The 18,379-nt window shown below is 74.3% G+C and carries 18 protein-coding genes; 6 read left to right on the top strand and 12 right to left on the bottom strand.

All coding sequences use genetic code 11. The features are described from left to right. Positions 1–757: 757 nt before the first annotated feature. The 5 genes from KCH_RS18080 to KCH_RS41415 all read right to left on the bottom strand — a co-directional run bounded on the left by KCH_RS18080 (position 758) and on the right by KCH_RS41415 (position 6,388). Positions 758–2,164 (bottom strand): hypothetical protein, encoded by a 1,407-nt coding sequence (locus KCH_RS18080; RefSeq protein ID WP_035864262.1) that lies wholly within the window; start codon positions 2,162–2,164, stop codon positions 758–760. Between the two features lie 151 nt (positions 2,165–2,315). After that, complete coding sequence (locus tag KCH_RS18075) at positions 2,316–3,656, bottom strand: cytochrome P450 (protein ID WP_035864260.1); 1,341 nt, start codon at positions 3,654–3,656, stop codon at positions 2,316–2,318. Positions 3,657–3,785: 129 nt separating this feature from the next. Continuing rightward, positions 3,786–4,115, bottom strand: coding sequence for a hypothetical protein (locus KCH_RS18070; RefSeq protein ID WP_035864258.1), 330 nt, complete (start codon positions 4,113–4,115; stop codon positions 3,786–3,788). 319 nt (positions 4,116–4,434) lie between these two features. Then, positions 4,435–5,949 (bottom strand): LCP family protein, encoded by a 1,515-nt coding sequence (locus KCH_RS18060; protein WP_035864254.1) that lies wholly within the window; start codon positions 5,947–5,949, stop codon positions 4,435–4,437. A gap of 211 nt (positions 5,950–6,160) precedes the next feature. Beyond that, positions 6,161–6,388 carry a hypothetical protein gene (locus KCH_RS41415; protein WP_035864253.1) on the bottom strand — a complete coding sequence of 76 codons (228 nt, stop codon included), beginning with the start codon at positions 6,386–6,388 and terminating at the stop codon, positions 6,161–6,163. 180 nt (positions 6,389–6,568) lie between these two features. Between KCH_RS41415 and KCH_RS18050 the strand changes: the two genes are divergently transcribed. Further along, positions 6,569–7,744, top strand: a complete 1,176-nt coding sequence (locus tag KCH_RS18050) for an ROK family transcriptional regulator (protein ID WP_035864251.1) — start codon at positions 6,569–6,571, stop codon at positions 7,742–7,744. On the opposite strand, the gene KCH_RS18045 is transcribed toward KCH_RS18050, so the two are convergent. From KCH_RS18045 to KCH_RS18035, 3 genes are all read right to left on the bottom strand, one after another. Next, positions 7,741–8,982, bottom strand: coding sequence for an RNA polymerase sigma factor (locus tag KCH_RS18045; RefSeq protein WP_035864249.1), 1,242 nt, complete (start codon positions 8,980–8,982; stop codon positions 7,741–7,743). The genes KCH_RS18050 and KCH_RS18045 overlap by 4 nt on opposite strands. Then, positions 8,979–9,350: a YciI family protein gene (locus KCH_RS18040; protein WP_035864247.1), complete on the bottom strand. Its 372-nt coding sequence runs from the start codon at positions 9,348–9,350 to the stop codon at positions 8,979–8,981. The genes KCH_RS18045 and KCH_RS18040 overlap by 4 nt, the downstream gene beginning before the upstream one ends. Before the next feature lie 132 nt (positions 9,351–9,482). Further along, positions 9,483–10,286, bottom strand: coding sequence for a GNAT family N-acetyltransferase (locus KCH_RS18035; RefSeq protein ID WP_035864246.1), 804 nt, complete (start codon positions 10,284–10,286; stop codon positions 9,483–9,485). A gap of 106 nt (positions 10,287–10,392) precedes the next feature. Between KCH_RS18035 and KCH_RS18030 the strand changes: the two genes are divergently transcribed. From KCH_RS18030 to KCH_RS18010, 5 genes are all read left to right on the top strand, one after another. Beyond that, positions 10,393–10,806, top strand: a complete 414-nt coding sequence (locus tag KCH_RS18030) for a MerR family transcriptional regulator (protein WP_035864245.1) — start codon at positions 10,393–10,395, stop codon at positions 10,804–10,806. 18 nt (positions 10,807–10,824) lie between these two features. Further along, positions 10,825–11,148, top strand: a complete 324-nt coding sequence (trxA, locus tag KCH_RS18025) for a thioredoxin (RefSeq protein ID WP_035864244.1) — start codon at positions 10,825–10,827, stop codon at positions 11,146–11,148. 102 nt (positions 11,149–11,250) lie between these two features. After that, the gene (locus KCH_RS18020) at positions 11,251–12,300 is read left to right on the top strand and encodes a membrane protein (RefSeq protein WP_035864243.1); all 1,050 of its coding nucleotides are present in this window, start codon (positions 11,251–11,253) and stop codon (positions 12,298–12,300) included. A 54-nt stretch (positions 12,301–12,354) separates the two neighbouring features. Beyond that, on the top strand, positions 12,355–12,777 hold the full coding sequence (locus tag KCH_RS18015; protein ID WP_035864240.1) for a MarR family winged helix-turn-helix transcriptional regulator: 423 nt from the start codon (positions 12,355–12,357) through the stop codon (positions 12,775–12,777). Positions 12,778–12,855: 78 nt separating this feature from the next. Next, positions 12,856–13,623: a MerR family transcriptional regulator gene (locus KCH_RS18010; protein ID WP_035864238.1), complete on the top strand. Its 768-nt coding sequence runs from the start codon at positions 12,856–12,858 to the stop codon at positions 13,621–13,623. Between the two features lie 87 nt (positions 13,624–13,710). Here the strand turns inward: KCH_RS18010 and KCH_RS18005 are convergent, their stop codons facing one another. From KCH_RS18005 to KCH_RS17995, 4 genes are all read right to left on the bottom strand, one after another. After that, on the bottom strand, positions 13,711–14,727 hold the full coding sequence (locus KCH_RS18005) for a helix-turn-helix domain-containing protein (protein ID WP_035864236.1): 1,017 nt from the start codon (positions 14,725–14,727) through the stop codon (positions 13,711–13,713). A gap of 383 nt (positions 14,728–15,110) precedes the next feature. Then, on the bottom strand, positions 15,111–16,604 hold the full coding sequence (locus KCH_RS18000; protein WP_035864234.1) for an aminopeptidase P family protein: 1,494 nt from the start codon (positions 16,602–16,604) through the stop codon (positions 15,111–15,113). A 126-nt stretch (positions 16,605–16,730) separates the two neighbouring features. Further along, positions 16,731–17,231 (bottom strand): PP2C family protein-serine/threonine phosphatase, encoded by a 501-nt coding sequence (locus KCH_RS44585; RefSeq protein WP_244305360.1) that lies wholly within the window; start codon positions 17,229–17,231, stop codon positions 16,731–16,733. Further along, entirely contained in the window at positions 17,150–18,100 is a 951-nt protein-coding gene (locus tag KCH_RS17995; protein WP_244305359.1) for a hypothetical protein, read from the bottom strand. The genes KCH_RS44585 and KCH_RS17995 overlap by 82 nt, the downstream gene beginning before the upstream one ends. Positions 18,101–18,379: the final 279 nt, after the last annotated feature.

The raw sequence follows: 18,379 nt of genomic DNA, 5'->3' as shown, positions 1-18,379 counted from the left end.
GGCGTAGAGGGTCTCGTAGGCGGCGGCGAGGCGGCGGGCGCTCGGGCCGGTGGGGAACTCGGCGATGCGGCGGTGGAGTTCGTCGGCGGCGGCCAGGGCGGACTTGGCGAGCTGCTGGACCTCCGGATCGGCGGTGGTGAGGACCGGGTCGGTGACCAGCCGGGGGAGTGTCCGCAGGGGGTTGCCGGGGTGCGGGGCGAATCCGCTGACCAGTCGCGAGAATTGGGCGACCAGGGTGGCGCGGAGGCGTTCCGTGCGCGGGGCGGGGGCGACGGGGTGGCCGAGGGCGGCGGTCGCTTCGGCGGCCAGGCCCGGGACCAGGGCGGAGACCACGGCGAGGGTGGTGCCGGACCCGGCGTCGCGGGCGGCGAGGACGGTGGCGGCCTCGGCGGCCGTCAGCAGGGCGGCGGCGCGGCCGACCGTCCGCGGGTCGGTCGCGGTGGCGGCGCTGTCGCGGAGGGCGCGTTCGGCGGCGTCCAGGCTCCGGGCCCAGCCGAGGAGGTGGAGGGTGAGCGGGCCGGCGGCCGGGCCCGGGGTAAGCAGGGCGTGGAGGCCGCGGGCGGTGCGGGGGGCGGACGGCGCCGGCGGGGTGGGCGCGGAACTGCTGGCCATCGCCGGCTCCTTCGGGGAACGGGGCATTGTTGCTCGACTCTGCACGAAGGATCTCTACGCCGCTCGACCCGGCACCGGATCGCGGAGATCCGTCTCCGGTCCCGGAGGGACGCGCGCGGGCGTCCCTCCGGGGGTTCGGGGTGGGTCAGTTGACGGTGAAGTAGTAGTACGCCGGGGGCGTCTGCAGGCCGTCCTTGGTGGTGCCGTGGACTTCGAGGGCGTACCAGCCGCTCTCGGTCGGGGTCCAGGAGATCTTCGCCTCGCCGCGGCCGCCGGCCGGGACGGTGGTCTCCGCACTCCAGTTGAAGGAGTAGGTGTAGCTGACGGCGCCCTTGAGCTTCGGGGCGAAGGTGAAGGTGCCGGGCACGCCCACGCCGCCGCCCGCGGCGTCCTCGGGGTAGACGTCGGAGGTGACGGTCGGCGCGGCGGCGTCGCCGTCGGTGCGCCACCACTCCTGCTGGCTGACCCAGCCGTTGGCGCTGGTGGAGGTGACGAGCAGGGACTCGCCGTACGGGCTGTTCAGGGTGACCTTCAGCTCGGCGATGCCGGCGGCCGAGGCCGGGACGGTGGTCTCCGTCTGGGTCTGGCCGAGGTGGCGGACGGTGTAGCTGACGACCGGGCTCACGGCCTGCACGCCCGGGTCGGGGGTGAGCTTGAAGGTCGCGTCCTTGCCGTACTGCGGCGAGTTGGAGACCTTGGTGACGGTCGGGGCGTCCCGCTTGACCGAGATGTAGTAGGTGGTGGCCGGGCCCATGTTGAGCGAGCGGTCCAGGCCGGCCACCCGCAGCATCAGGAAGCCGCTGTTGTTCGGCGGGATCACGCTGACGGTGGCCGGGCCGCCGAGCGAGGTCGCCCGGACGAAGTAGTTCGGGCTGGTCTCGAACGGGTCGTGGTAGACCGGGATGCCGTGGTCGCCGATGGTCGCGCCGCCGGCGATCGGGAACGAGCCGGACCAGGTGAACGCGTAGCCGGCGAGGTCGCTCACGCCGTTGGCGCCGAAGTTCAGGGTGATCGGGGCGCCGCCCTGGTTGGCCTGCCCCGCCGGGTAGTTGGGCGAGCTGACGGTCGGCTCGGCGTCGGGGAAGGTGTCGTCGGTGGCGACGTAGCAGGGGGCCGTCCAGTCGGAGGCGGCGCCGCCGGCCGGGTCGAGGGTCCGTGCCTGCCAGGCGTAGGTCTCGCCGTCGCGCAGCGGGTTGTTGTAGCCGCCGATGGTGGCGACCGCCTCGTTGCCGACGGTCGAGTACGGGCGCTCGGCGGTGACGACCTGGGTCGGGTCGGAGAGCGGCCAGGCGCGGTACTGCGCGGTGACCCACTGGACACCGGAGTCGGTGTGGCCCGGGATTCCTTCGACGGTGATCCCCGCGCGGCCGGTGCCGTAGTACGGCCGGGCCTGGTCGGTGGAGCACGCCTGGTAGTCGTTGTACAGGTCGGTCGGCGTCGTCGGGGCGCCGCCGGCCGCGTGCGCGGGCGTGGCGACGGTGAGCAGGGCGAGGCCGGCCGTGACGGCCGAGGCGAGGGCCGCACGGATGCGTGCGGCCGGAGTTCTGTTCAACGTGGTGATCTCCCCTTGGAGCCCCCGGCGGCGTTCCGGACGAACGCCGCCCGGTGGGCGCGGGGAATGCTAGTGGACGCGTACGAACACTTGCACGGGGGTATTCGCCCGGCGGTGACGGGAGGTCAGCACCGGTCTCGAACACAGGCGTTCAGCCGGTCAGCCAGCTGAGGAACTGGCTCCACCGGCCGGGCTTCCCGGCGGGCGCGGACGGGACTTCCGGCGTCGCGGGCGCGGTGGCCACGGTGGGTGCGGCGGGGGCCGGGGCGGCGCTGGGTGAGGCCGGGGTGAAGCGGGCCGGGAGGGCGACCAGGGCGCGGTTGAACGGGCCCGGCCGCCAGCTCAACGAGGCTTCGGGAACGGCCAGTTCGAGGTCGGGCAGCTGCTGGAAGAGGTTGTCCAGCGCGGTCATGGTGATGTGCAGCGCCGGGTCCTTGGACGGGCAGGCGTGCGGTCCGGCGCTCCACGACAGGTAGGCGCGGCTGCCGGCCTGGCGGCGGGCGCGCAGTTCGGGGCCGGTGTTGGCGGCGGCGAAGCCGACCAGCACCAGCTCGCCGGCCCGGACCCGCTGCCCGCCGAGGTTCAGGTCGGTGACGGGGTAGTGCGGTGCCAGGTTGGTGATCGGCGGGTTGTCCCACAGGGTGTCGTCGATCGCCTCGTCGGTGAGGCCGCCGGCCTTGAGGTAGGCGTCGTCGGTGAGCCGGCGGTGCAGGGTGTTGCCGATCAGGTTGCCGAGCGGCTCGGCCCCGGCGCCCAGCAGCAGGGCCAGCTGGTGGACCATCTCCTCGTCGTTCAACCGCTGATGATGGGCCATCAGCCAGGAGGTGACGTCGTCGCCGGGCCGGGACCGCTTGAGGGCGACGAGTTCGCCGACGGCGCCGAACAGCACCTGGGCGGCCTGTTCGGCGTTCACCCCGTCGAACATGCCGGAGATGCCGAACAGCACCCGGTCGCCGATCTCGGCGGTGCAGCCGAACAGTTCGTTGAAGACGAACAGTGGCAGCTGCCGGGCGTAGGCGGCCAGCAGGTCGGCGGAGCCCTGCTCGGCGAACCGGGAGATCAGGAAGTCGGAGACCTGCCGGGTGGTGCGGGCGAGGCGGCGCGGGTCGATCCGGGCCATGCAGTCGGTGACCGCGCGGCGCAGCCGCAGGTGCTCGGCGCCGTCGGTGAACATGCAGTTGGGGCGCGGGCCGAGCAGCGGCAGCACCGGGCTGTCGGCGGGGATCCGGCCCTCGGACAGGGCCCGCCAGCGGCGCGGGTCCTTGCGGAAGGTCGCCGGGTCCTGGAGCAGGCGCAGCGCGGTGGCGTAGTCGGTGACCAGGGTGGCCTCGACGCCGGGCGCGAGCTCCACCGGTGCGGCCGGCCCGAAGGTCCGCAGGTGGGCGTAGTAGGCCTGCGGGTCGGCGGCGAACTCGGGCCCGTACAGCGGCACCCGGGCGCCGTGGGCGGGGCAGCCCGCGGGCGGCGCGGGGGTGGGGAGTCGTACGTCCATCGTCCGGGCTTTCTCCTCGCGGGCACAGGGTCCGGTCGGCCGTGCGGCGGCCGACCGGGCATGCTACCGGCGCACCCGGCAGCCGATCGAAGTGGAACTAACCGGTCCGGGAGCGGAGTTGATGGAGCGTCAGGCGTCGCGCCCGGCGTCGGCCGCGTGCAGCCCGGCGAGCAGGAACGGGACCAGGCCGCGGTGCAGCAGGGCGGTGCGCCAGGCGGTGCGGGCGGCGGCCAGGTCCTGGGCGTGCTGCGGGTCGCCGGGCGGGGCGGTGCGCTGGCGGGCGGCGCTGAACAGCAGGCCGAGCAGGCCGATCAGCGCGCTGGCGACGGCCGCGGCGACGGTGGACCAGGCGGCGGTGCGCAGCGCGTCGGCGAGGGCGTGGTGCGGTCGGGACGGGCCGATGACGGCGCCGAGCAGGAAGAACACGGCGGCGGCGCTGCCGGTGACGATCGGCACCACCAGCGCCAGCGCGCCGAACCAGCCGGACAGCCGGTCGTCGGGGCGGCGGCGGGGAGCTGCCGGTCGGGTGCGGCGTCGCGGAGCCGGCGGTACGTCAGGTACTCGGGTTCGGCGGCGGCGAGGATCTCCGCGGTGTGCTGCCGGGCCAGCGCGCGCAGCCGGGCGGCCTGCGGGGCGTCGCCGGCCAGGGCGGCGCGTACGGCGGGGTCGGCGAGGGCCCGGCCGAGGGCGTACTCGAAGTCGGCGCGGTCCTGCTGGGTGGGGCCGTGGCCGGAGAGCGGGTGCATCGCTGCTGTCCCCCGTGGTGGTCGAGTGCCGGTCAGCCGTAGGTGAGGTCGGCGCAGGCGTCGTCGTCGGCGGAGCGGGCCTGGCTGACGCTGGTGGGGAGCGGGCCGGTGGGCAGCGGCGGGGCGGCGGTGGTGCCGTTGCCGGCCGCGTAGTCGGCGCCGAGGGTGAGGTTGATGCCGGCGCGGCTGCCGGCCTGCAGGGTGGCGCCGGGGAACAGCGCGGCGACCTTCTCGGCCTTGGCCTTCTCGCCGGGCCCGTACTCGACGAGGGTGGTGGCGTGGGTGCGGGAGGCGGCGTTGGCGCGGCCGGCGACGGTGAAGCCGGAGGCCTCCAGCGCTTCGGCGGCCCGGGCGGTCAGTCCGGCGGCGTCGGTGCCGTTGTAGACGGTGACCCGGACGCCGGTGCCGTCGACCTTGGCGGGGGCCTGGCTGGTGGTCGGGGCGGCGGTGGCGGAGGGCGTGGGGGCGGCGGCGCCGGCGGTGTCCTGGCCGTCGAGGGTGCGGTCGGCCTTGAGGGCGGCCCACAGCTGGTCGGCGTCGGGGTGCACCAGGGCGACCCGTTCGCCCTGGTAGCGCCACGGCACGGTGAGGAACTTGATGTCGTGCAGGTCGATGTCCTTGAGGGACATCGCGAAGTCGACGAGCTTCTGCGCGGAGCCGAGGCCCTCGTCGACGGTGAGCGACTTGGTGAGGGCGTCGGCCAGCGGCAGCAGCGTCACCGGGTTCATGCCCTGCGCCTTGACCTCCTTGATCAGCGAGGAGAGGAAGGCCTGCTGGCGCTTGGTGCGCCCGATGTCGGAGCCGTCGCCGAGGCCGTGCCGGATCCGGACGTAGTCCAGGGCGGCCTGGCCGGAGATCTTCTGGTGGCCCTGGTTGAAGAGGACCTTGCCGCGGTGCCCGAGGTTGGGGTCGAGGTCGCCCTCGTAGACCGGCTTGGGCAGGCAGACGTCGACGCCGCCGACGGCCTTGGTCATGTCGGCGAAGCCCTGGAAGTTGATCACCATGGTGTGGTCGACGCGCAGTCCGGTGAGCTTCTCGACGGTGTTCTGGGTGCAGGCCGGGTTGCCCTGGTCGGTGTCGCCGACCGAGAAGGCGCTGTTGAACATGGCGGAGGCCTGCGGCTTGGTCCAGGTCTTGTTCGGCAGCATGCAGGGCGGGACGGCGACCAGCGAGTCGCGCGGGACGGAGACGCCGACGGCGTGCTTGTGGTCGGCGTAGACGTGCAGCAGGATCGCGGTGTCCGAGCGGGCGCCGCCGTCCTGGCCGCCGCCGAGGTCCTTGTTGGCGCCGGCCCGCGAGTCGGAGCCGATCAGCAGCAGGTTGACCGGGACGCGGCCCTGGGCGTCGGCGCCGGCGGCGTCCGGGCGGTCCTTGCTGACGCCGGAGCTGTCGAAGGTGCTCAGGTTGCCGTTGAGGCGGTAGTAGACCAGGCCGCCGGCGGTGACGGAGAGGGCGGCGACGCCGGCGGTGGTCCACAGGGCGATCCGCCGGATCCGGCGGCCGCGCCCGGCTCCGGTGCTGTGGGCCCCCGCCCTGCGTGCAGACATGACGCACCCTTCCCGGTTGCGGTCGGCTCGGGCGCCGACTCGAACTTCTACAGTGCTGTAGAGGGTCAGCGAAGCATACAAATTCGGTCGGGTGAAGTCACACCCCTGTTCCGGGCGGCCGGTGCCGGTGCCGGGCGGGCGGGGAGGGCGGGGCGGAAAACGCGATCCCCCGGCGGCCGGCGGGCCGTCGGGGGATCGGGGGCGCGTGGACTCAGTGCGTGCGCAGCAGGCCGAGGTGGACCACGGTGACCTGGGCCAGGTCCAGGGCGGCGTCGCGGCGGTGGCGGCGGGCCTCGGCCGACTCGGCGCGTTCGATGGCGGCCCGGCGGGCGTCGTCCTCGGCGGCGGCGTCCACGATGAACAGGTGGCGGCCGGAGCGGACCTCGTTGGCGTGCGGAATCTCGACGCACCAGCGATGGCGGCTCTGGATGGCGTTCATCGGCCTTTCCTCTCCCGGCGCGTTCCCGTACCGGCACATGAGGTGCTGCTGCTCCCCGGACGACGGGCAGTTGACCTCGACCATAGGTATAGGCCAATTCCTCCGTCAAGAGGACAAGTCGTCTGTCAAATAATCCGTTCAACGGTGTATATCCGGTCGCGGTCCGCTACCGTTCCCCGCATGACCGCCCCCGCCAACCCGGCTCCCTCGGCCCGCCGCCTGCGCACCCGGGCCACCCTGCTCGCCGTCCTCGGCGAGCACGGCACGCTCAGCCGCGCCGAGATCAGCCGGCTCACCGGGCTCTCCCGCTCCGCCGTCAGCAGCGCCGTCACCGACCTGCTCGACGAAGGACTCGCCGGCGAAACCACCGCCACCACCGCCACCGGACGCGGCCGCCGGGCCGCCGCCGTCACCCTGCGCCGCGCCCACGCCCTCGTGCTGGCCTTCGACTTCGGGCACACCCACGTCACCGCCGCCGTCGCCGACACCACCGGCGCCCTGCTCGGCGAGGCCACCGCCCACCTCGACGTCGACAACCACCCGCGCGAGGTCCTGGACGCCGCCCGCACCCTCGCCGACCGGGCGCTGGCCGCCGCCGGGCACACCCTCGACGCGATCACCGCCGTCGCCGCCGGCATCCCCGGCGCCCTCGACACCCGCACCAACGTGGTCCGCGCCCCCTCCACCCTCTCCCAGTGGATCGGCATGGACCCCGCCGCCGAACTCGGCCGGCTCTTCGGCCGTCCCGTCACGGTCGGCAACGACGCCGAGATGGGCGCCCGCGGCGAACGCGCCCACAGCGACGGGCAGGCCGTCAACGACCTGATCTACGTGAAGGCGTCCACCGGCATCGGCGCCGGGCTGCTGCTCGACGGCCGGATCTACCGCGGCGCGAGCGGCATCTCCGGCGAGATCGGCCACATCCAGCTCCCCGACACCGGCACCTGGTGCCGCTGCGGCAACCGCGGCTGCCTGGAGTCGGTCGCCTCCATCGTCGAGGTCCGCCGCCGGCTGGCCCACGTGCTCAGCCCAGGCGCCCGCGAGTCGGTGGAACTGCCCCCGCTGGGCGAGCTCGCGGCCGTCCCCGCGGCGGCCCGGGTCATCGGCGAGGCGGGCCGCACCATCGGCCGCGTCCTCGCCGACCTGGTCAACTGCCTCAACCCCGCCGCCATCGTCATCGGCGGCGAACTCGGCCTGGCCGGCGCGCCGTTGATCCACGGCATCCGGGAGTCCGTCGACCGCTACGCCCAGCCGGCCGTCGCCGAGGCGGTCGAGATCCGGGCCAGCCGGCTCGGCCTGCGCTCCGAGCTGTACGGGGCCGTCGACGCCGCGGTGGCTGCGGCCGTCGCCGGCTAGGAGGTGCGCCGGGCGCGGTCCGCGAGGTAGCGGCGCTCCGGCAGGCTGGGCGCCAGGGCGGACGCCCGGCGGAAGGCCTCCGCCGCGCCGGCCGGGTCGCCGCGGCGGGCCAGCAGTTCGGCGCGCACCGCGAGGAAGCGGTGGTGGCGGCCCAACGCGGGCTCCAGCACGTCGAGTTCCTTCAGCGCGAGCTCCGGTCCGGTCACCTCCGCCAGCGCCACCGCCCGGCCCAGCTCCGGCATCGGGCCGGGGGCGACCCGCACCAGCAGGTCGTACAGGGCGAGGATCTGCGGCCAGTCGGTGTCCGCCACGCTCGGCGCCTCGTCGTGCAGCGCCGCGATCGCCGCCTGCAACTGGTACGGGCCGACCCGGCCGTGCGGCAGCGCGCGTTCGACCAGCGCGACGCCCTCGGCGATCGCCGCGCCGTCCCAGCGCGAGCGGTCCTGCTCGGCCAGCGGCACCAGTTCGCCGCCCGGGCCGGTGCGGGCGGGGCGGCGGGCGTCGGTGAGCAGCATCAGCGCGAGCAGGCCCATCACCTCGGCGTCCGCGGGCAGCAGGCGGTGCAGCAGCCTGGTCAGCCGGATCGCCTCGTCCGACAGGTGAGGGGTCGTCAGGTCGTCGCCGGAGGTGGCCGTGTAGCCCTCGTTGAAGACCAGGTAGAGCACCTGCAGCACCTCGCGCAGCCGCTCCACCGTCTCGCCCGGGCCGGGCAGCGCGAACCGCAGCCCGGAGGAGCGGATGGTCTGCTTGGCGCGGCTGATCCGCTGCGCCATGGTGGCCTCCGGCACCAGGAAGGCGGCGGCGATCTGGGCCGTGGTCAGGCCGCCGACGGCGCGCAGGGTCAGCGCGATCCGGCTCGGCGCGGTCAGCGCCGGGTGGCAGCACAGGAACAGCAGCGCCAGCGAGTCGTCGCCGTCCGCCTCGGGGCCGGCGTCCGCCGGGCGGCCCAGCAGTTCGGACTGCGGGGTGGCGAGGAACAGCCGCTCCTCTCGTTCGCGCCGGGCCCGGTCGGCGCGCACCAGGTCGACCAGCCGGCGGGACGCCACCGTGACCAGCCAGCCGCGCGGGTTGTCCGGCCGGCCCTGGTCGGGCCACTGCAAGGCGGCGGCGAGCAGGGCCTCCTGCACCGCGTCCTCGCAGCTGTCGAACGCGCCGGGGTGGCGGCGCAGCAGCACGGCCAGGACCTGCGGCGCGAGGGTGCGCAGCAGGTCCTGGTCGGCGGCGGTCGGTCCGGTCACGCGGCCGGGTCCGCCATCGGGGTCTCGTGCAGGATCGGCCACAGTTCGACCGGCTCCTGGTCGGCCCAGGGCATGTCGGCGGCGATCTCCAGGGCCCGCTGCTCGTTCTCGCAGTCCAGCAGGTAGAAGCTCGCCATGTACTCCTTGGTCTCCAGGTACGGGCCGTCGCTCACCGCGGGCAGTCCGTCCTGCCGGCGCACCAGCCGGGCGGCGGCGGCGTCGCCGAGGCCGTAGGCGCCGATCAGTTCGCCGGTCCCGCGGTAGCGCTCGTTGAACGCGTCCTGCTTGGCGATCGCTTCCGGCCACTCCTCGGCGGAGATCGACGCCCACTTCTCCTGGTTGCCGTAGGTCATCAGCAGGTACTTCACGGGGACCACGTCCTCTGTGCTCGGTGGGTGCTTGCGTGCAGTGGTCGGAGCGGGCGGGGGCTTCTCTACATGCTGGCGGAGATTCTCCGGAAATCGCCGGGACGGGGGCGTCTTGGCAGGTCGGGCGGGGTGTCAGATGGTGGGCGGGGTCCAGACGTACGGGGTGGTGGTGGTGACGGCGTGCATGCCGAGGCGGCGCAGGATGGGGGCGCTGTCGGGGGAGGCGTCGACCTGGAGGTAGCGGATGCCGCGGTCGAGGGCCCAGCGGGCGCGGTGGGCGACCAGCGAGCGGTAGATGCCGCGGCCGCGCCAGGCGGCGAGGGTGGAGCCGCCCCACAGGCCGGCGAACTCGGTGCCGGGGGTGCGCATCAGCCAGGCGGCGGAGACCACCTCGGGGGTGCGGGTGTCGGTCTCGGCGGCCACGACGAGGAAGCCGTCGGGGTCGGCGGCGGCGCGGTCGGCCAGGTCGTCGGCCAGCCAGCTCCAGTCCTCGCCCCAGACCTCGCTCTCCATCGCGGCGATCCGCCGCATGTCGGCGGGCGCGGTGACGGGGCGCAGCACGATGCCCTCGGGGACCGGGGTGGGGGTGGCGAGTTCGGCGGTCAGGCCGATCAGGACGGTCTCCGGGGCCTCGGCGACGAAGCCGGCGGCGGTGAGCCGCTCGGGGAGGTCGGCGGGCAGGTCGTGGCCGCGGGTCTTCCACTCGACGGCCTCGCCGCGGGCGGCGAAGAAGTCGCGCTGACGGGTGATCAGCTCGTCGAGTTCGGCGCCGCGCAGGCCGAGGTCGGCGGTGGGGGAGGTGATGAAGCCGCGGAAGCCGCCGTGCTTGCGGAGCAGCGGTCCGTCGCTCTGCTGGGTCTCGCCGTCGCGGGCGGCGCCGAGGCCGCGCATGTGCTCGTCGTAGGCCGCGAGCAGGGCCGTCGTCAGGTCGGTCACCCGGTGAGGGTAGAGGATCTCGGCAAGCGCTTTCCGGGCTTTTCCCGAGGCGGGTTCCGGGCGGGCGGCTGGCGTTGACGCCGGGGTGAAGGTCTAGCGTCGTGGCATGCGGATCGGCGAGCTGGCGCAGCGGGCGGGGACCACCACCAGGGCGCTGCGGTACTACGAGTCGCGGGGGCTGCTGCCCGCGCGGCGCGGCGGCAACGGGTACCGGGCGTACGACGAGGAGGACCTGCGGCTGCTGCGGCAGATCCGGGTGCTGCAGGACTTCGGGTTCGTGCTGGAGGAGACCCGGCCGTTCGTGGAGTGCCTGCGGGCCGGGCATCCGGCGGGCGACTCCTGCCCGGCCTCGCTGGAGGTGTACCGGGCGAAGCTCGCCGAACTGGACGCCATGGTGGCCCGGTTGAGCGAGATCCGGGACCAGGTGGCGGCGCAGCTGGGGCAGGCCGAGGCGGCGCGCGACGCGCTGGCCGCGGCGGACGCCCAGCCGCGCTGCGAGCTGGTGCGCAGGGACGAGTGAGCGACGAGAGGGGATCCGATGAGTGGCGTGCAGGTGGTGACGGACCAGGACTTCGCGGACGAGGTGCTGGCGGAGAAGGGCCCGGTGCTGGTGAAGTTCACCGCCGACTGGTGCCCGCCGTGCCGGATGATCGCGCCGGTGCTGGCGGAGATGGCGGTGGAGCAGGCGGGCCGGTTGAAGATCGTCCAGCTGGACGTGGACCGGAACCCGGAGACCCAGGCCGCGTACGGCGTGCTGTCGATGCCGACGCTGATGGTGTTCCAGGGGGGTGAGCCGGTCCGCTCGATCGTCGGGGCGCGGGCCAAGGCCCGGCTGCTGCGGGAGCTGGACGACCTGCTGTAGCGCGGTGGGGCGGGTCACAGGGACGGCGGAAGGGTGGATACGAAGCATCCTGGCGTTGTAAAGTGCAACGAGTTAGTTGCATTTACCAACTCTGGAGTCGTGATGTCCTCGCTGCCAGCGGCCCCCCGCCCCGCCCTGCGGCACGTCCTCACCCACCTGGTCACACCGCTGCTGATGTGCCTCGGCATGGGGATCGCGTACCTGTCCGCCTTCCACGCCCCCGCCCCGCACCGGCTGCCGGTCGCCGTGGTCGGCCAGGGCCCGCAGGCCCAGGCGCTCGCGCGGACCGTCCAGGACAGGGCCGGCGACGCGCTGGACGTCACCACCCTGGCCGACACCGACGCGGCCCGGACCGGGCTGCTCGACCGGGAGCTGGTCGCCGCCTACGTCCCCGACGCCGGCACGCCGACCCTCCTGGTGGCCACCGCGAACTCGGAGACCTCGGCGAGCGCCGCCGAGAAGGTGTTCACCCGGGTCGCCGCCCAGCAGGACAAGCCGCTGGCCGTCCAGGAACTGACCCCGATGCCGGCCGGCGACCCGACCGGACAGGGTCTGTTCTTCTTGCTGGTGGCGCTGAGCATCGGCTCCTACGGCTCGGTCGCGGTGCTCGGCGCGGCCGGCGCGGCCCTGACCGTGCGGGCACGCGCCCTGCTCGGGCTCGGCGTGGCGCTCGTGGTCAGCCTGTTCGGAGCGGCGCTGGCCGGGCCGGTGTTCCACCTGGTCGACCACGGCCTGTTCGGCGTCTGGGCGATGAGCTGGCTGTACTCGGCGGGCATCATCGCGATCGGCACCGCCCTGCACACCTTCCTCGGCCGCTGGACCACGTTGACCATGATGGCGCTGTTCGTGATGCTCAACTTCACCAGCTCCGGCGGCGTCTTCCAGCCCGAGCTGCAGAACGGCTTCTACGCCGCGCTGCACTCCTTCTGGAACGGCGCGGGCTTCCTGGAGGGCGTCCGCGACCACGCCCACTTCGGCGGCCGGGCCGGGCTCGGCGGCCACGTCGCCACCCTGTTCGGCTGGCTCGCGGCCGGCGCGGCGCTGCTCCTCCTGGCCGCCCGCACCGAGCGCCGCCGGGGCCTCGCCGCAGCCCCGGCGCCGACCGCCGGGGAGCCCGCGGAGGAGGAGATGGAGGAGGCGGTCGGCGTCTGAGTGCGGCTGCCCCTACCGTGGGTCGCAACACCGCACGACGAAGGAGTCACCGCCATGCCCGACCGCGACGCCGCGCTGGACACCATTCAGCGCGAGCTCACCGCGTTCGCCCGCCGGGCCCGCCACAAGGCAGCCCAGCTGCACCCCGAGCTCTCGCTGGTCACGTACAGCATGCTCGACCTGGTCAAGGAACGCGGCTCCTGCCGGGGCGCGGACCTGGCGGCGCACTTCATGCTCGACAAGTCCACCGTGAGCCGGCAGGTCGGGGCGCTGGAGCGGCTCGGCCTGCTCGGCCGGCAGGCCGACCCGGACGACCAGCGCGGCCAGTTGCTGCACCTGACCGAGGCGGGCGAGCAGCTGCTGGCGGAGGCCTACGAGCAGCGGCGGCGGGCCTTCACCGACCGCTTCACCTCCTGGGACGACGAGGACCTGGAGCGCTTCGCCGGCTACCTGGTCCGCTACGGCGAGTCCGAATGACCGTCCCCGCGTTCCGGCTTGACCCTCACGCGACGTGAGGCCGGAGGCTGGTTCGCAGCGGGAGGGAAGGAGGACGCGATGAGCGGGTACACGGTCGGGCAGCTCGCCCGGCTCGCCGGAGTGACGGTGCGCACCCTGCACCACTACGACGAGGTCGGGCTGCTGTCGCCCGGCGGCCGCACCCGGGCCGGCTACCGGCGGTACGACGACGCCGAGCTGGACCGGCTGCAGCAGATCCTGTTCTACCGCGAACTCGGCTTCCCGCTGGAGGAGATCGCGGCGATCCTGGACGACCGCTCGGTCAGCCCGACCGAGCACCTGCGCCGGCAGCGCGAGCTGATCGGCGATCGGATCAGGAAGCTGGAAGACCTCGCCGCGGCGGTCGAACGAGCGATGGAGGCAAGGACGTTGGGAATTCAGCTGACCCCTGAGGAGAAGTTCGAGGTGTTCGGCAAGGACTACCAGGAGAACTGGGAGGACGAGGCCGAGCAGCGCTGGGGCGACACCGACGCGTGGAAGCAGTCCCAGGCGAAGACCTCGACGTACACCAAGGCGGACTGGGAGCGGATCAAGGCGGAGACCGACGCCGTCAACGACGCCCTGGTGGCCGCGTTCACGGCCGGTGCGGCGCCGGACAGCCCGGAGGCGATGGACGCCGCCGAGCAGCACCGCGGGCACATCGGCCTGAACTTCTACGAGTGCGCCCCGCAGATGCACCGCTGCCTCGGCGACATGTACGTCGCCGACGAGCGGTTCACCGCCACCTACGAGCAGCTCGCCCCGGGCCTCGCCGGGTGGCTGCGGGACGCGATCCACGCCAACGCGGACCGGCAGGAGCAGTCCTGACGCCGCGTCGGCCGGCCCCGGCCGGGCGGAACGCGCGGCCGGACGGGCCGCGCCGGACGCCCGGCCGGCCGGTGCCGGCCGGGGCGCTCAGGCGGCCCGGCCGAAGGTGCGCCGGTAGGCGGACGGCGAGGTGCGCATGGTGCGGCCGAAGTGGTGGCGGAAGGTCGCCGCCGACTCGAAGCCGACCGCCGCGGCGATCTCCTCGACGCTGCCCTCCGGCGACTCCAGCAGCGGCAGGCTGGCCGCGATCCGCTGGATCGCCACCCACCGCATCGGGCTGACCCCGTTGCGGGCGGTGAAGTGCCGCAGGTACGAGCGGTCCGACATGGCGGCCGCCCGGGCCAGCAGCGGCACGGTCAGCGGCCGGGCGAGGTGGTCCAGCGCCCAGCGCATGGAGCGGGTCACGCCGTCCTCGGGCTCGTCCACCGGCCGCACCGCGGCCTCGACGAACTGCGCCTGCCCGCCGTCGCGGTGGGGCGGGGCGACGAAGCGGCGGGCGACCGTGTTGGCGACCTTCGCGCCGTGGTCCTGCCGGACCAGGTGCAGGCACAGGTCGATGCCGGCGGCGCTGCCGGCGCTGGTCAGCACCTGGCCGTTGTCCACGTACAGCACGTCCGGGTCGACCCGGACCTCCGGGTGGCGGCGGCGCAGTTCCTCGGCCCACCGCCAGTGGGTGGTGGCGGGCAGGCCGTCCAGCAGGCCGGCGGCGGCCAGCGCGAAGGCGCCGGAGCAGATCGACACCACCCGGGCGCCGCGGGCGTGCGCGGTGCGCAGCGCGGCGACCACGGCGGGCGGCACCTGGCCGTACGGGTCGGGGACGCCGACCACCACGGCGGTGTCGGCGGCGGCGAGTTCCTCCAGGCCGTGACGGGGCGTCAGGGTGAAGCCGCCGACCGCCTCCAGCGGGTGCCCGGGGCGCTCGGCGCACACCCGGACGTCGTACCAGGGGGCGGCCAGCAGGCCGGCGAGTTCGGGCCGGGCGAGGGCGAACACCTCGACCACCACGCCCAGTTCGAAGGGGGCCATGCCCGCGAAGGCGTACACCGCGACGGTGTGCACGGGCGCCGGGCGCTTTCCGATGACGACGGGTACGGGCTCGGCCATGTGGTGCTCCTGGTGCGGCCGGTGGCGGGTTCGCGGCGAGTGTAGCGGCCCGCGCCCCCGGGGTCCGGGTGCGACCCCGGGGCGGACCGGGTGCGCACGGGCCGTGCCGGAGGCTGATCGGGCGGGGGCGGAAAACCTTTGGAACTGACCTGCAACCGCCCGGGAGGATGGGGGCGTCAGCGGGGGCAGCGGGAGCGCCGCCCGCGGCCGTCCACCACACCCTTTTCCCGGAGAGCAGCCATGTTCACGCCCGTCCGTGCCCGTTTCGAGAAGAATGTCGTGACCGTCGCCGTCCGCTCCGGATGGGGCCGGCGGCACTGAGCGCACCGAAGCCCCCGCGCCGGCGGACCGGACGGGGGCTTCGGGGCGATGCCGCGGCGGGGTCAGCCCGTCAGCGAGGCCATCCAGGCCTCCACCTCGTCGGCCTGCCGGGGCAGGCCGATCGACAGGTTCTCGTTGCCGTCGGCGGTGACCAGGATGTCGTCCTCGATCCGGACGCCGATCCCGCGGTACTCCTCGGGGACGGTCAGGTCGTCGGCCTGGAAGTACAGGCCGGGCTCGACGGTCAGCACCATGCCGGGCTCCAGCACCGCGTCCACGTAGTTCTCGCGGCGGGCGTGCGCGCAGTCGTGGACGTCCAGGCCGAGCATGTGACCGGTGCCGTGCAGGGTCCAGCGGCGCTGCAGGCCGAGCTCCAGGACCTTGTCCACGTCGTACACCGAGGCGTCGATCAGGCCCCACTCCAGCAGGCGCTCGGCGAGCACCCGCTGCGCGGCGTCGTGGAAGTCGCGGAAGTTGCCGCCCGGCTTGACCGCGGCGATGCCCGCCTCCTGGGCGTCGTACACCGCGTCGTAGATCTTGCGCTGCAGCGGCGTGAAGGCGCCGTTGATCGGCAGCGTGCGGGTGACGTCGGCGGTGTAGAGGGTGCTGGTCTCCACGCCGGCGTCGAGCAGCAGCAGTTCGCCGGGGCGGACGTCGCCGTCGTTGCGGACCCAGTGCAGGGTGGTGGCGTGCGGGCCGGCGGCGGCGATGGTGCCGTAGCCGACGTCGTTGCCCTCGACCCGGGCGCGGCGCCAGAAGGTGCCCTCGATCCAGCGCTCGGAGGTGGCGACGGCCTGGCCGAGCTCGCGCACCACGTCGGTGAAGCCGTTGACGGTCGAGGTGCAGGCGGCGCGCAGTTCGCCGATCTCCCAGGCGTCCTTCACCAGGCGCAGCCCGGACAGGAACACCTTCAGCTCGTCGTCCTTCTCCTCGTCGAGCTGCTCGGCGAGGGCGGCCTCCAGGCCGGCGTCGTAGCCGCGCACCAGGCGGGTCGGGACGGTGACGGCGGCCAGCTCCTCGGCGGCCTTGCGGACGTCGCGGACGGGCAGGCCGTACAGCTGGGACGCCTCGGTGAGGGAGTTGCGGCGGCCCACCCACAGCTCGCCCTGGCCGCTGAGCCAGAACTCGCCGTTCTCCCGGTCGGAGCGCGGCAGCAGGTAGAGCGCGAACTCGTGGCCGCCGTCGACCGGCTCGCCGACCAGCACCGCGTCCTCGGTCTGGTTGCCGGTCAGGTGCACGTACTCGCTGGCGGCGCGGAACGCGTACTCGGTGTCGTTGGAGCGGGTGCGCAGGTTGCCCGCCGGGACGACCAGCCGCTCGCCGGGGAAGGCGGCGGACAGCTTGGCGCGGCGCTCGGCCGCGTACGGGGCCTGGGCGACCGGCTGCAGGCCGTGCAGCTCGGTGTCGGCCCAGCCGGAGCGCATGGAGGCGGTGAGCTCCTCGGAGATCTCGCCGTACAGGCCGTTCTTGCGGCTCTTGATCGGCTTGTCCTCCTCCTCGCCGTCGGCGGTCCCTTCGGGGTTCTCGGACACCGCCGGGCTGCGGTCCTCGGTCACTGCGTCGCCTCCTTGCGCGTGGTACCGCCCCGCACTCCCCGGGTCGCGGGGCGCGAGGGCGGACGTCGCCCCCATGGTACGTAGGCCCGTTCGAGTGGAGAAAGCCCCTTCGAGCAGCGACGGACCTTACTCGAAGCGGGCGGCCAGCAGCACCAGGTCGTCCTCGCCGGGCTCCTCGCCGCCGGCCTCGGCCAGCAGGTGGTCGCAGAGCCGGTCCGGGTCGAGGCGGACGTCCCTGGGGGCGTCGGCGGCGACCCGGCGCAGCGCGCTCTGCCCGGCGTGCAGGTTGGCGCCGAAGCGGCGGGCCAGGCCCTCGGTGTAGAGCACCAGCACGTCGCCGCGCTCCGCGGTGAGCTCCACCCCCGGGGCCTCCCAGCAGCTGAGCATGCCGAGCGGCGCGGACAGCGAGGTCTCGACGAAGTTCGCGCCGTGCTGGGTGAGCAGCACCGGCGGGCAGTTCGCCGCCCCGGCCAGCGCGATCCGCCGCTCGGCCGGGTCGACGTTGGCGAACACGGCGGTCGCGGAACGGGTCGGCTCGGTGGTCTTCAGCAGCAGTTCCAGGTCGCCGAGCACCGACACCGGGTCCTCGCCCTCCAGCACCGCGTAGGCGCGCAGCGCCGCCCGCACCCGGCCCATCGCGGCGGCCGCGCCGGCCCCGCGCCCGGCCCGGCGCTGGGGCCGCCGCCGAGCACGCTGCCGACGGTCAGCGCCACCGTGTCGTCCGGCAGCGCGACCGCGTCGTACCAGTCGCTGCCCGCGGAGCGCTCCAGCGCGGCGGGCACGCAGCGGGCGGCGGTCCGCAGCCCGGGCCGGCTCGGCAGGTGGTCGGGAAGCAGCGAGCGGCGCAGCGCGGCGGTGGCGCGCACCGCCCGGTCGGCCTCCAGCTGGCGGGCGAGCAGCGGGGCGGCGAACTCGCAGTAGCGGCGGGCCAGGTGTTCGCGGCGCTCGTCGGGGCTGCCGGGCTCGTCGTAGAACCAGACGGCGGCGCCGAGCGCGCCCTCGCGTTCGGTGGCCAGCGGCAGCGCGTAGCAGGCGCCGAGGCCGAGCTGGGCGGCGAGCTCGCGGAACCGGGGGCCGACGGACGGGTCGGTGGCCAGGTCGGAGATCAGCAGCCGGCCGGTGCCGCCCGGCCGGCCGAGCAGGTCTGCGAACGGGCCGTGCTCGGCGGGCAGGGTCTCCAGCGCGCCGAGCACCGACCGGTCCAGGCCGAGGCCGACCGGCCGGGCCAGGGTGCGGGCCGGTCCCGGCCGCAGGGTGACCACCAGGCCGCGGCGGGCGCCGAGCAGCGCCGCGCCGGAGTCCAGCAGCGCGTCGAGGGTGCCGGGCAGCCCGTCCGCCCTGGCCAGCAGCTCCAGGTGCTCCTGGAGGCTGGTGAAATCGGACAGCCATCCGGCCAAACGGTCCTGCAGATCGGCCGAGGCCGGCTCGCCGAGTTCCGGCAGCAGCACCGGCTCGGACGTCAGGGCCTCGGACGTCAGCGGCTGGACGTCGGTCATGTCGCAACTCCCCACAATCCGGAACGTGTCACGCAGGACCCCCGAGACCGACCGAAAACGATGTCTTTACTCACTACTCGGCACGATTCCCCCACTTGTACACAGGCCGATCGGGGCATGTCCAGGAGTGCGACGGCCGGAACGTGCCAGGGATCGTACGGCGGGGCCTCCCGCATGCCACCCGGGGCGTCGCGCACTCACTCGTACGGTGGAACCGCTGTCGGCCGGCCCGCGTCCATCCGGACGTATGGGGGATTCTCGTTCCAGCGGCGGGTAACC

The organism is Kitasatospora cheerisanensis KCTC 2395 (genome assembly GCF_000696185.1).
Taxonomy (GTDB): Bacteria; Actinomycetota; Actinomycetes; order Streptomycetales; family Streptomycetaceae; genus Kitasatospora; species Kitasatospora cheerisanensis.
The sequence above is the reverse complement of the archived record's forward strand: the minus strand, read 5'-3'. Positions and strand labels throughout refer to the sequence as shown.

Coding starts and splice junctions, on each gene's coding strand:
- KCH_RS18060 (WP_035864254.1), bottom strand. CDS start 5,949: ATGTCTGCACGCAGGGCGGGGGCCCACAGCACCGGAGCCGGGCGCGGC.
- KCH_RS18005 (WP_035864236.1), bottom strand. CDS start 14,727: ATGGCCGAGCCCGTACCCGTCGTCATCGGAAAGCGCCCGGCGCCCGTG.
- KCH_RS41415 (WP_035864253.1), bottom strand. CDS start 6,388: ATGAACGCCATCCAGAGCCGCCATCGCTGGTGCGTCGAGATTCCGCAC.
- KCH_RS18050 (WP_035864251.1), top strand. CDS start 6,569: ATGACCGCCCCCGCCAACCCGGCTCCCTCGGCCCGCCGCCTGCGCACC.
- trxA (WP_035864244.1), top strand. CDS start 10,825: ATGAGTGGCGTGCAGGTGGTGACGGACCAGGACTTCGCGGACGAGGTG.
- KCH_RS18020 (WP_035864243.1), top strand. CDS start 11,251: ATGTCCTCGCTGCCAGCGGCCCCCCGCCCCGCCCTGCGGCACGTCCTC.
- KCH_RS18030 (WP_035864245.1), top strand. CDS start 10,393: ATGCGGATCGGCGAGCTGGCGCAGCGGGCGGGGACCACCACCAGGGCG.
- KCH_RS18075 (WP_035864260.1), bottom strand. CDS start 3,656: ATGGACGTACGACTCCCCACCCCCGCGCCGCCCGCGGGCTGCCCCGCC.
- KCH_RS18010 (WP_035864238.1), top strand. CDS start 12,856: ATGAGCGGGTACACGGTCGGGCAGCTCGCCCGGCTCGCCGGAGTGACG.
- KCH_RS17995 (WP_244305359.1), bottom strand. CDS start 18,100: ATGACCGACGTCCAGCCGCTGACGTCCGAGGCCCTGACGTCCGAGCCG.
- KCH_RS18015 (WP_035864240.1), top strand. CDS start 12,355: ATGCCCGACCGCGACGCCGCGCTGGACACCATTCAGCGCGAGCTCACC.